The organism is Fodinicurvata sp. EGI_FJ10296, assembly GCF_040712075.1.
Classification (GTDB): Bacteria; Pseudomonadota; Alphaproteobacteria; order DSM-16000; family Inquilinaceae; genus JBFCVL01.
This window is the reverse complement of sequence record NZ_JBFCVL010000006.1, coordinates 339901-352246: the sequence shown is the minus strand read 5'-3', so window position 1 is coordinate 352246 and position 12346 is coordinate 339901. Positions and strand designations below refer to the sequence as shown.

The 12346-nt window shown below is 64.5% G+C and carries 10 protein-coding genes; 2 read left to right on the top strand and 8 right to left on the bottom strand.

Annotated features, from left to right (window positions below):
- Positions 1–55: 55 nt before the first annotated feature.
- The 7 genes from ABZ728_RS15270 to folK all read right to left on the bottom strand — a co-directional run bounded on the left by ABZ728_RS15270 (position 56) and on the right by folK (position 7966).
- A complete protein-coding gene (locus ABZ728_RS15270) occupies positions 56–1483 on the bottom strand; it encodes a pitrilysin family protein (protein WP_366657089.1) in 1428 nt (475 codons plus the stop codon).
- Positions 1484–1665: 182 nt separating this feature from the next.
- Positions 1666–2229 carry a DUF3035 domain-containing protein gene (locus ABZ728_RS15265; RefSeq protein WP_366657087.1) on the bottom strand — a complete coding sequence of 188 codons (564 nt, stop codon included), beginning with the start codon at positions 2227–2229 and terminating at the stop codon, positions 1666–1668.
- A gap of 20 nt (positions 2230–2249) precedes the next feature.
- Complete coding sequence (gene lspA / locus ABZ728_RS15260; protein ID WP_366657085.1) at positions 2250–2783, bottom strand: signal peptidase II; 534 nt, start codon at positions 2781–2783, stop codon at positions 2250–2252.
- Between the two features lie 4 nt (positions 2784–2787).
- Positions 2788–5649 carry an isoleucine--tRNA ligase gene (gene ileS / locus ABZ728_RS15255; RefSeq protein WP_366657083.1) on the bottom strand — a complete coding sequence of 954 codons (2862 nt, stop codon included), beginning with the start codon at positions 5647–5649 and terminating at the stop codon, positions 2788–2790.
- A gap of 153 nt (positions 5650–5802) precedes the next feature.
- Positions 5803–6762 carry a bifunctional riboflavin kinase/FAD synthetase gene (locus tag ABZ728_RS15250; protein ID WP_366657081.1) on the bottom strand — a complete coding sequence of 320 codons (960 nt, stop codon included), beginning with the start codon at positions 6760–6762 and terminating at the stop codon, positions 5803–5805.
- Positions 6763–6826: 64 nt separating this feature from the next.
- Positions 6827–7285, bottom strand: a complete 459-nt coding sequence (locus ABZ728_RS15245; protein WP_366657080.1) for a MaoC family dehydratase — start codon at positions 7283–7285, stop codon at positions 6827–6829.
- 171 nt (positions 7286–7456) lie between these two features.
- Positions 7457–7966: a 2-amino-4-hydroxy-6-hydroxymethyldihydropteridine diphosphokinase gene (gene folK / locus ABZ728_RS15240; RefSeq protein ID WP_366657079.1), complete on the bottom strand. Its 510-nt coding sequence runs from the start codon at positions 7964–7966 to the stop codon at positions 7457–7459.
- 375 nt (positions 7967–8341) lie between these two features.
- On the opposite strand from folK, the gene ABZ728_RS15235 reads away from it, so the two are divergent.
- Together ABZ728_RS15235 and ABZ728_RS15230 are read left to right on the top strand one after the other, a co-directional pair.
- A complete protein-coding gene (locus ABZ728_RS15235; protein WP_366657077.1) occupies positions 8342–9220 on the top strand; it encodes a bifunctional 5,10-methylenetetrahydrofolate dehydrogenase/5,10-methenyltetrahydrofolate cyclohydrolase in 879 nt (292 codons plus the stop codon).
- Positions 9221–9255: 35 nt separating this feature from the next.
- Entirely contained in the window at positions 9256–9939 is a 684-nt protein-coding gene (locus tag ABZ728_RS15230) for a cyclodeaminase/cyclohydrolase family protein (protein ID WP_366657076.1), read from the top strand.
- Between the two features lie 18 nt (positions 9940–9957).
- Here the strand turns inward: ABZ728_RS15230 and ABZ728_RS15225 are convergent, their stop codons facing one another.
- Positions 9958–12345: a DNA translocase FtsK gene (locus ABZ728_RS15225; RefSeq protein ID WP_366657075.1), complete on the bottom strand. Its 2388-nt coding sequence runs from the start codon at positions 12343–12345 to the stop codon at positions 9958–9960.
- Position 12346 lies beyond the last annotated feature (1 nt).

Below are 12346 nucleotides of genomic sequence, written 5' to 3'. Positions count from 1 at the left end.
GTCAGCGTGAAAGCGGCAGAGCTCAGTCCTGTTGGCCGGGTCCCCATAGCCCTGATCATTGCACGATCTCCGTGTCCATGTCCGGCGACACCGCGTCAGGATCGACCGGTTCGTCCAATCTGATCGCAGCGTCGGGATCTTCCGGCAGCAGATAGCCGGTGACGTGGCGGCCATTGGCGCCGAACACGGCCTCGGCCGCAGCCATCACATCGTCGGCCGAGATCGCGTCGATGCGACTGGGCCAACGCTCCACGTCGTCGATCGTTCCGCCGGTTGCCAACGCCTGTCCGAATGCATAAACCGGCGCCATGAGGCTGTCTCTGGCGAAGGTGCTGCTGATTGTCAGCCGATCCTTGGCGGTGGCGACCTCTTCTTCGGTCAGTCCCTCTGTCAGCAACCTTTCTATCTCGGCCTCGAAAGCCTCTTCCAGCGCGGCCATTCCGGTGTCGCCGCGCGGTGTCATATAGGCGACCAGCGGCCCCTGGTCGACGCCGGCCGGCCGATAGCTGGTGCCGGCCGCAACGGCGATCTCCTGCTCCACGACCAGAGACCGGTATAGGCGGCTCGTCGTTCCGGTGCCGAGAAGTTCGTCGAGCACCTGAAGCGCATAGGCATGTCCGTTTGGATCGTCGGTATAGGTCGGCGCCAGATAGAACCGCCGCCAGTTCGGAAGCTGAACCTGATCGGAGGTCAGGGTGACGGAGAACTCGGCACCGCTGTCCGGTTCTTCCAGACGCGTGCGCTCCGGCACGTCGCGGGCGGGTATGCGGCCATAGGTTTCCTCGACCAGTGGCCGTGCCGCCTCGACGTCAATATCCCCCGCGAGCACCAGCACCGCATTGTTCGGTGCATACCAACGATCGTAGAAGGCGCGCGCGTCGTTGATCGACAGATCCTCGATCTCGTGGCGCCAGCCAATGATCGGTATGCCGTAAGGGTGGTTCTGAAACAGCGTCGCATACATCTGTTCGTTCAGCCGCGACGACGGGCGGCTCTCGACCACTTGCCCGCGCTCTTCCAGAATGACGTTGCGTTCGGGCGCGACGACCTCATCCGTGATGGCAAGATTGGCCATCCGGTCGGCCTCGAGTTCCATCATCCGGCCGAGCCGATCGGACGCCACGTTCTGGAAATAGGCGGTATAGTCCCAGCTCGTCATGGCATTCGAGCGGGCACCCTCACGCTGAACGATGCGGCTGAATTCGCCATCGGGCACCGTCTCGGTACCCCGGAACATCAAATGCTCAAGGAAATGGGCGATCCCGCTGACGCCGGGCTCCTCGTCCGCCGCGCCGACCTTGTACCACAGCATATGGCTCACGACCGGCGCCGTGCGGTTGGTTACGACGACGACCGTCAGACCATTGTCGAGTTCGAATACATCAGGCCTGAAAACTTCGGCACCGGCAGACGGCGCGAGGCCGGCGCCGGTGGCTACTGCCAACAGGGCCGTTGCCGCCGCATTCGCGCGTTTAATCGTCACGATCTAACCTCCCATTCCGCAACTCGCCACCCGTCCGGACGACAAGACCATTCGGACGACAAGACGTTGTGCAGAATTCAGACGGCAAAACAATGGCACCGACCGGCTATTCGCGGATCGGCGGAAGTCGGGAATCGGCAGCCCCGAAAAACGGGCCTGTGAACGAGGATCCCGACGGGAGGTTAAAAGAAGCCGGAAAGGATTCCGCCCTCTCGGCGTTCGATCGTGGGCACGTCGCCGTCGCCGAGCGGCCGTCCCGCACGCCGGGCCTGGTCGAGACGTGCGCTCTCTTCCTCGGGGTCGACCACGCGTTCGCTGCTGCCGCCGCCCTGCCAGAAGAGCAGGCGCTGAACGAAGTTCTCGTCCGCATCGACCGAACCGGCGGCGCGGTCGACCGTATCGCGCACGGAATCGTCCACACCCGCTGCACCTGTTCGAGACAGCAGCATGTCCTCCGCTGCGGAACCGGATGTCGAGGCGACGGCGCCGGCCCCGGCGTCACTCCCGGACATGGCTGCACGAGCCCGATCCGACGCCGTGCCTTCCTGCGGGCGCGGTGCCCCCGGGCGCGGAGGCGCCAGCGAATAACTGGGCGGTACTGCCAGCGGTGCGCGCGAAACAACGGCGAACTCGTCGGGCGAACTCTGGCCGAACGAGAAGACGTTCTCGGCCGCGCTGCACGCCGCGAGCCCCGATCCCATGCCGATCAGTAAGCCGAATCGCGCAAATCTGGACAATCTGGTCATAGTCGTCGTCCCCTGCCCTTTCACATATCCCCCCGATGCCGACCCGATGCCGGCCCGCCGTTCGTGTGGTCGGTCTGACCGACGATACTGTCGTACAATAGCAACGCAACGCCAATCATGATGGCGCTGTCGGCGACGTTGAACGCCGGCCAATGATAACCCCAGATATGGAAATCCAGGAAGTCCGCTACAGCGCCATAGAGGATTCGATCGATCACATTGCCCATCGCGCCGCCGACGATCAAGCCCAGCGCCGCCGCAACCAACCGCGATCCGGCCCGCGACAGCCATACGAGCATGCCGACGCTGATGCCAACGGCCACGGCGATCAGCAGCCAGCGGACGACCGGACTGCCCGCCGAGAACATTCCGAAACTGACGCCCATGTTCCAGACCGTGACGAGATTGAAAAAACCCGTAACGGCAATCGCCGGATGCCACGAACTGATCCCCGCCGGGAAATCGAAGCCGAAGACCCCATAGAGCATCAGGCTTTTCGTCACCTGATCGATCACGATGACGACGAGTGAGATGCCCAGCCCGAACCGCATCATGGGGCTATACGGCCTCTCTGGCCTGTTGGTCGACGACATCGGCACAACGATTGCAAAGGTCGGTATGAGGCCCGGCCGTCACTTCCGGCAACACTTTCCAGCATCGGGCGCATTTCTCGCCGTCGGCCACCGTGGGCACGACGGCGACATCGGGCACGTCGTCCAGCCGGTAGGCGTCGGCGGGCGCCGGTACGGTCGTCAGGGTCAGATTCGACGTGATGCAGATATCACCCAGATTCATGCCCTCGACATTGCGGCGCAGATCGTCGCTGACATGCACCGTCGGATGGGCCTGCAGCGATGAACCGATACGCTTTTCGACGCGTTCGACTTCCAGCGCACCGGTTACGACCCGGCGCACACGCCGCACCAGCGCCCATTTCTCCGCCAGCGCATCGTCCCGCCAATCCGCGCGAACCTCGGGATAGAGCTGCAGGTGAACACTGTCGGCATCGGCGCCGTGCCGGGTGCGCCAGACTTCCTCAGCCGTGAAGCACAGAATCGGCGCAAGCCACGTCGTCAGATGGGTCAATACGAGATCCATGACCGTGCGCGCCGATCGCCGCGTGATGTCCGTGGCCCCATCGCAATAGAGGCTGTCCTTGCGTATATCGAGATAAAAGGCGGACAGGTCGTTGGCACAGAAATTATGCAGCGCCGATGCCATCGCATGAAAGTCGAAGGCATCGACGGCATCGCGGATCAGCCGATCCATTTCATGCAGCCGATGCAACACCCAGCGCTCCAGCTCCGGCATATCGGCGGGGGCAACGGCTTCCGCAGCGGCGTCGAAACCGTTCACGGCGCCCAACAGATAGCGCAGCGTGTTCCGGAACCGGCGATAGGCGTCGGTCTGGCCTTTCAGGATTTCGTCGCCGATCTTGACGTCTTCGGAGAAGTCGGACGAGACCACCCACAGGCGCAGGATATCGGCGCCGTATTTCTTCTGGACTTCCTGGGGTGCCACGACATTGCCAAGCGACTTCGACATCTTGCGGCCATGCTCGTCCAGGACGAACCCATGGGTCAGCACGGCGTCGTAGGGCGCCCGGCCCCGGGTGCCGCAACTTTCCAGCAGCGATGACTGAAACCAGCCGCGATGTTGGTCGGATCCTTCGAGATAGAGGTCGGCCGGCCATTTCAGATCGTCGCGCGCTTCCAGCACAAAGGAATGGGTCGAGCCGCTTTCGAACCACACATCGACGATGTCGAAAACCTGATCGTAGGCCGCGGGATCATGGCCATCGCCCAGAAACCGTTCCGGCGGCGACGTGAACCATGCATCGGAACCTTCCTGTTCGAATGCGTCGGCGATGCGCTCGCAGACCGCGTCATCGCGCAGCGGCTCTCCGGTGCTGCGTTCCACGAAAATGGCGATCGGCACACCCCAGGCGCGCTGGCGGCTGATGCACCAGTCGGGGCGGCTTTCGACCATCGAGGTCAGGCGCGTCCGGCCGCCTTCCGGCACGAACCGCGTGTTCGACAGCGCCTTCAGCGCCGTGTCCCGCAGGCCGCTGCGATCCATCGGGATGAACCACTGCGCGGTCGCCCGAAAGATCAGCGGCGCCTTGGAACGCCAGGAATGGGGGTAATTGTGCCGCAGCGACCCCTTGGCCAGCAGGCCGCCACCCTCGTTGAGCGCCCCGATCACGGCGCCGTTGGCGTCGCCCGGTTTGCCGTCGGGCATCAGCACCCGTTTACCGGCAAAATAGGGAATCCGGTCGGTGTAGACGCCGTCCTCGGTCATGGTCTCGATCAGCGGCAGACCGTGACGGCGACCGAGTTCGAAGTCGTCGGCGCCGTGGGCAGGAGCGATATGAACCAGCCCGGTTCCCTGCTCCGTCGTGACGAAATCGCCCGCCAGAACCGGAACCTCGAAGTCGAATCCGAGATCAGCGAAAGGATGAGCGCACACGGTGCTGACGAGGTCCGACCCGCCAAGCGACGCCCGGCGCTCCCAGCCTGTGATGCCGGCCGCCGCAGCAACGTCTTCGATCAGCTCGTCGGCCAGGACAAGACGCTCACCCACGGTGGCGCGGGCGCCGTCTTCGACGGCCGTCACCTCGACTACGCTATAATCGATCTCCGGCGACGCGGCCACAGCCCGGTTGCACGGGATCGTCCAGGGCGTCGTGGTCCAGATGACCACACTCGCGCCGTCCAGTGCCGGAACAGACGGCGCCGTGATCGGGAACCGAACCCAGATCGTCGGGGATTTATGGTCGTGGTATTCGACCTCGGCCTCGGCCAGGGCGGTTTTTTCGACCACCGACCACATCACCGGCCTCAGCCCGCGATAAAGGTCGCCGGACAGCGTGAACTTGTGAATCTCGCGAACGATCTGGGCTTCGGCCGGCCGGGTCATTGTCGTATAGGGCGCCGACCAGTCGCCGATCACGCCCAGCGACCGGAATTCTTCCGCCTGGACGCCGATCCAGCTTTGCGCAAAATCCCGGCACTCCTGGCGAAAGTCGACGATCGGCACGGCATCCTTGTCCAGGCCCTTGGCGCGATAGCCTTCCTCGACCTTCCATTCGATCGGAAGGCCATGACAATCCCAACCCGGCACATAGACGGCATCATAACCCGACATCTGATGCGTCCGGACCACGATATCCTTGAGGATCTTGTTCATCCCCGTGCCGATATGGATATTGCCATTGGCATAGGGGGGCCCGTCATGCAGGACCCAGCGTAGCCGGCCCTTCGATTGCGCCCGCAGCCGGCCGTAGAGATCGCCGTCTTCCCACGACTTCAGGATGCCCGGCTCCTTCGCCGGCAGACCCGCCCGCATCGGAAACTCCGTCTTCGGCAGAAACACCGTCGATTTGTAGTCGCCGCCATTCGATCCTGAACGCTCGCTCATCACTTCCCCTGTCGGCCTGCCCTGGCGCCTCCAGGCGATCGATGTCGCCCGGCGCAAGAGAATCCGGCCCCCGTCGTCCCTGCATGAAAACCGGGCGGATCGTAGCGGAACACGCGAGGCGGTCAAGCGTGTCGCGCCATCCAACCCCCGACGCTAACCGCCCGCCAGAATTCGCCGTGCCGCCGCGGCATCCTCGTTCATCTGCGCCACCAACCCCCCGACATCATCGAAGCGCTGCTCGCCACGCAGAAATTCTATCAGTTGAACCCTGAGGGTCCGGCCGTACAGATCGCCGGCAAAATCGAAAAGATGCGCCTCTAGCACCGGCTCCGGCGTCTCGAACATGGGCCTTATCCCGAGATTGGCGACACCGTAGTGCCAACGAGGGTCGGGGGCCTCCGGGCCGCCCGGGGCGTCCACGATCCCGCATCTGACGGCATAGATGCCAAAAGCCGGGCGGATATAGTCGTCCATCGCGATATTGGCGGTGGGATAACCGAGATCGCGCCCACGCTGGTCGCCCCGGCACACCTCACCCTCGATCTCGAACGGGCGGCCGAGAATCGACGCAGCCTCTCCGGGCGAACCGTCGCGCAGGAACTGGCGCACCCGGCTGGAGGAATAGGCGCCGCCGCTTTCGTCCGATGCCTGGGTCACGATTGTGACGCCAAAACCGTATCGGCGGCCGAATTCCACCAGCGTTTCCGCGTTACCCTGACGCCGGTGGCCGAAACAGAAATCATAGCCGATGGCGACATGGCTCGCCCCCAGACCGGCAGAGAGGACTTCGGAAACGAACCATTCGGCCGAGTGTTCACTGAAGGCGCGGTCGAAGGTCAGGACGACGTGCAGATCGACACCCAGCGCGGCGATTTCGCGCGCCCGAACCGCGAACGGCGTCAGCCGGAACGGCGGATCGTCGGGACGGAAGAGCGACCGGGGATGCGGCTCGAAGGACAGGACCGCCAAAGGCGCGTTCGAGGCGCGGGCCACGGCGCGGGCCTCGTCGATGACGATGCGGTGACCGCGATGAACACCGTCGAAATTTCCCACGACGACGACGGCGCCGCGCAGCCGATCGGGAATATCAGTGTAGGTGCAGGAAAGATGCATACCAGAACGCGCTTTTTGCCTTTCGAGCCGGCGGGGATCCCGCGGCGGGAATGAAGGGAATGAGTCAGACAGCGACGGTATCGCGGCTCGGCACGAGCAGCACGGCTTCGCCCGTGATGACATTGGTACCCCGGACCCGGCACACGGTGTCCATGGTCACGCGCATCCGCCCGATGTCGATTGCCTTGACGGTGCAGACGGCCTCGACGGTATCGCCGGGCCGGACCGGCGCGCGAAATTTGAGGTTCTGAGACACATAGATCGAGCCCGGCCCCGGCAGTCGGGTGCCCAGCACCGCCGATATGAAGCCGGCGTTCAGCATGCCATGGGTTATGCGCCCCTTGAACCGGGTTCTGGCGGCATATTCCTCGTCCAGATGGACCGGATTGGTATCGCCCGAAACTCCGGAAAAGAGAACGATGTCGGCTTCGGTCACCGTCTTGCCGAAGCGATCCGACATACCGACGGACAGGTCCTCGATGTAGTACCCGGTCGGCGGCTGAAAGGTGGCGACGTCGTCCAATTGACCCTCCTGGTCGGTTACAGAGCGGGCGTCCGCAAGCGGCACGGCAATCCTTTGGCAGCTGACGCCGCCCAGAAGTATTCTACTGCACCGCACACAAACAAGACCAGTGCCCAGATTCTGCGACCGGCGGCCGAATCAAGGGGCGGCCAACACAAGGACTATCACATCTCAGACCGGGACGGTCAGCAGCGACGCCGCATCGCCGACGCACACGACATCGGGGCTCTCGCCCAGATCGGCCGCCAGACCCCGTATCGTGCGGCCGGCAACCGGGTGGATCCAATCGGCCGCAACATCGACGGCGGGCACGAGGACGAAGGCGCGCTCCAGCACGCGCGGGTGCGGGATCTGGAGATCGTCCTCCGCAATCTCGGCGTCGCCGTACATGATGATATCGATATCGATCTGGCGCGGCCCGAAACGGCGTGAAGGCATGCGCCCCAGCGCGCGCTCCAGCGCCTTGACCGCATGCAGCAGTTCACGCGGCGCAAGATCGGTTTCGACAACGGCGCAGATATTGATGAAGGACTCCTGGTCCGTCACATACATGGGGGCGGTTTCGTAGAGCGCCGAAACGGCGGAAATACGGGCAAATGGTGCAAGGCCGTCCAGTGCGGCCCGAATCGTCTGACGGCGGTCGCCGATATTCGCACCAAGTCCCAGGAGAACGGGTGTCATTCGGAAAAGCTCCTTCCGCCGCAGGGCGCTGGGCCATACCATGCGCCATCAGGTTCGCGGCCCCAACTGTTTTGGGCCCATCTTGTCTGGGCCCCTGTCGTGGCGGCTCATCAGCCCGTCGTTGTCCGGCCGGAATGGCGAGCCCGATGCCAACCATGCGGCAGCAGAGCCGGGGCCGCTGTACAATTTGCGCCAGGACATGTCGTTACCAGCAAATCGGGCCGTGTTATGGACTTGTAAGCAAAGAATGTCGAGGCTCTACGATCGGGAATCGGGCACGCTGGACGCCGAGCGACCCCCGGAGGCCCCCGGGAGCGTGAAACTGGCGGATGGCCCGCGCCCACTTTTCAACGAGAACAGGAGAACATGCCGGCCATGACCGACGAACCACAGCGCAAAGACGGCGCCACGGAGTTGAGGGGATCGCCGGTAGCTGCCGGCATCCGCACCGAACTGGCGGCGCGGGTCGCCAGACTGGTCGAGAACGGCACGACGCCGCATCTCGCGGTGGTCGTCGGCAGCGACGATCCGGCCGTGGCCAAATATGCCGGCGCCAAGGGGCGAATGGCCGAAAAACTGGGCATCGGCCTGTCGGTGACAACGATTGAGCCAACACGCGGCCAGCAGGCGCTCAACCAGGCAATCGACGCTCTGTGCGCCGACAGGAATGTTCATGGCGTGATCCTGGAACTGCCGCTCGGCCCCGGGCTGGACGCCGAGGAAGCGATCGCCCGGATCACGCCGGCAAAGGACGTCGACGGCCTGACCACGACCAATCTGGGCCTCGTCGCCGCCGGCTGGGAAGCCAATGCCATCGCGCCCGCGACGCCGGCCGCGTGCATCCGGCTGGCGGAACTGGTCGGCCCCCTTGCCGGAAAACGCGCCGCCGTCGTCGGGCGCGGCCGTTCGGTCGGCCGGGCGCTGGCGCCGATGCTCGTCAACCGCGACGTCACGGTGACGATCTGCCACACGAAGACGCCCGATCTGGCAGCGGCTCTGGCGCCGTGCGATCTGATCTTCGTCGCCGCGGGCCGGGCGGGCCTGATCGGGGCCAATCATGTGCGCCCGGGCCAGGTGGTGGTCGATGCCGGTATCAATGTCGTCGACGGCGTCCTCTGCGGCGATGTCGATCACGCTGCGGTGTCGCCGATCGTCGCCGCGCTGTCGCCCGTTCCCGGCGGGGTCGGGCCACTGACCTCGACACTGATCTTCAGCAATCTGATGCAGGCGATCGCCCTGCAGCAACAATCGTAGCCACCGGAACCGAACGCAAGCAGGAACAGGTCGATATGACAGGCGACAACAAGACGACAACGAACGCTCCCGACACCGGGAACAGGGCCGACAGCGTCTGGACCTGGGGACTGGCCGAATTCCGCGACCGGACAGCCGAGCCGAATCCGGCTCCCGGCGGCGGATCGGCCGCCATGGCATCGGCTGCCATCGGCGTTGCCCTGATCGTGATGGCACTGCGCGTCACACGGGACAAGGCGCGATCCGATGCGGAAATCGCCGATCTCGAAACTCTCATCAGCTCGGCTGAGGACCTGATGGCCCGGGTTTCGGAGTTCGCGGACACCGATATCGAAGCCTTCGAGGGCTTCATGGAGGCGCTGCGCCTGCCGAAGGCAACCGATGACGAAAAAGCGGCCCGCAAAGAGGCGATCGCCGGCGCCACCGTGGTCGCAACCGAAGTGCCGTTGAATGCCGCCGCCGCCTGCCTGGAGGGGCTCGATCTGGCCATCAGGGCGGAGGGCATGGTCGGCGACATGATCGTCTCGGATGTCGGGGCCGGCGCCAACCTGCTGCACGGCGCGCTTCATGCCGTACTGCTCAATGTCGATATCAACACGCGCGGTCTCAAGGACCCCGGCGCCAAGGCCGATTACGAGCGGTCGAGGGCGCATCTGGCGGCCACCGGCACGGCGCGCCAGGCGACGGTCACCGACCGCATGTCGGCACGACTCGCATAGATCCGCCGGCCGCCGCCGCTAGTGATCGGCGCGGTTCAGCAGGATCTCGCGCTTGCCCACATGGTTCGCCGGGCCGATCAGGCCGTCGGCCTCCATCTTCTCGACCAGCGTCGCCGCCCGATTGTAACCGATCTGGAGGTGGCGCTGGATGAAGCTGACCGAGACCTTGTTCTCCCGGCGGACCACCGCCACGGCGCGGTCGAAAAGATCGTCGCCGCTGGAGCCGTCGCCACCGTCGCCCATATCCATACCGGCGGCGGTGGATTCCCACACGTCTTCACCGTCTTCCTCGGTGATCGTGTGCATATAGTCGGGCTCGCCCTGCGCGCGCAGATAGTCGGCGATCCGCTCGACCTCGGCATCGGCCACGAACGCGCCGTGCACGCGGGTGATCCGGCCGCCCGGTGCCAGCGACAGCATATCGCCCTGCCCCAGCAACTGTTCGGCCCCGGCCTCGCCCAAAATTGTCCGGCTGTCGATTTTGGACGTCACCTGGAAACTGATCCGGGTCGGGAAATTCGCCTTGATCGTACCGGTGATCACATCGACGGACGGCCGCTGCGTCGCCATGATCAGATGGATGCCGGCCGCCCGCGCCATCTGCGCCAGCCGCTGGATGACGGCCTCGATATCCTTGCCGGCCATCAGCATCAAATCGGCCATTTCGTCGACGACGATGACGATAAAGGGCAGTTCGACGGGGTCGACCTCGTGATCCTCCATGATCGGCTGGCGACTTTCCTTGTCGAAACCGACCTGGACCTGACGGTGGATCATTTCGCCGCGTGCCTTGAGATCGGCGACCTTGCGGTTATAGGTGTCGATGTTGCGCACGCCCAGGGCCGACATCATCTTGTATCGGCTTTCCATCTCGCGCACGGCCCAGCGCAGCGCGACCACCGCCTTTTTCGGATCGGTGACCACCGGCGTCAGCAGATGCGGAATGCCATCATAGATCGACAGTTCCAGCATCTTGGGGTCGATCATGATCAACCGGCACTGGTCGGGCGTGTGCCGGAACAGCAGTGACAGGATCATGGTGTTGATGCCGACGGATTTGCCGGAACCGGTCGTGCCGGCAATCAGCAGGTGCGGCATCGTCGCCAGATCCATCACGACCGGCTGACCGCCGATATCCTTGCCCAGCGCCAGCGGCAGCCGTGCCTTTGAATGGCGATATGAATCGGATCCGACAATCTCGGCCAGATATACCGTTTCGCGCACCGGGTTGGGAAGTTCCACCCCGATAACGCTGCGCCCCGGAACCACGGCGATGCGTGCTGTGACCGCGCTCATCGAGCGGGCGATATCGTCGGCGAGATTGATGATGGTGCTGGATTTCGTGCCCGGCCGGGGTTCGAATTCATACAGCGTGATCACCGGGCCGGGCCGCACGTCCATGATCTCTCCGCGGACCCGGAAATTGCTCAGCACCGTTTCCAGACTGCGCGCATTGCGGGCCAGCGTGGGTTCATCGACCGCCGGCAGGTCGGACCCGCCGGGCGCCTGCAACAGCGCCGCATCGGGGCGGGCATAGCCCTGTGCCGCACCCGCCTCTACGGCGCGCCATTCGTCGGCCCCACCGTCGGGCGACGGGGCCGGAGTCGGAGACGGAATCGGAGTCGGGGCCGGACGATGAATAACGACGCCATGGCCGCTATCGGCGTCGAATTCGCCGTCGTCATCGACCCCTTCGTCCCGACCGCGTTCATCATCCAACGGATCACCGTCGGCGATTTCATCGTCATCTTCGATCTCGTCGTCCGGCGGCAAACTGCCGCCCCACTCTGACACAATATCGTATGACACTGCTTCGTCTTCGTCGGCATCTGCCGAGAGGGGGGCGCCGGGGTTCGGAACTTCCAGCGGTTCGGGGCTATCCGTATCAGGGGCCGGCTCCGGGGCCGTATTGGTGTCGAGATCGGGCGAAGCGGCGCCAAGTTCCGCGTCGCGATCGCCGGTTTCATCGTCCTGCTCTTCGTCCCGGTGCTGGTCCGGGTGTTCATCTCGGCTTTCGGGCGGCCCATCCCGGAACCCGGCACCGACCCCGGCCTCTGACCCGGACTCAGCTTCGGCTTCGCCCTCGGCGGGATTCTCGTCGGCGGTGGCGCTCTCGTCCAGGAACGCCCACTCGCCACCGGTCCATTCAACACCGGTCCATTCGACACCGGCAATGAACGCCTGGGCCAGCATGATCGCGTCGCTCTCGTCGGTTTGGCCCGTGCCATAGGCGGTCGCCGCCTCCGCGCCGGGCGCGCCGAGAACCTCAACATCCCATTCACGGCCACCGTCGGGCCACTCGTTCAGCGACAGACGGAAGGGCAGGTCGTTCAACGCGCACCAGAAGTTGAATTCCGCGCTGCTGGCCATATCGCCACGGCCTGGCTGTTCGTCTTTCATGGTCATG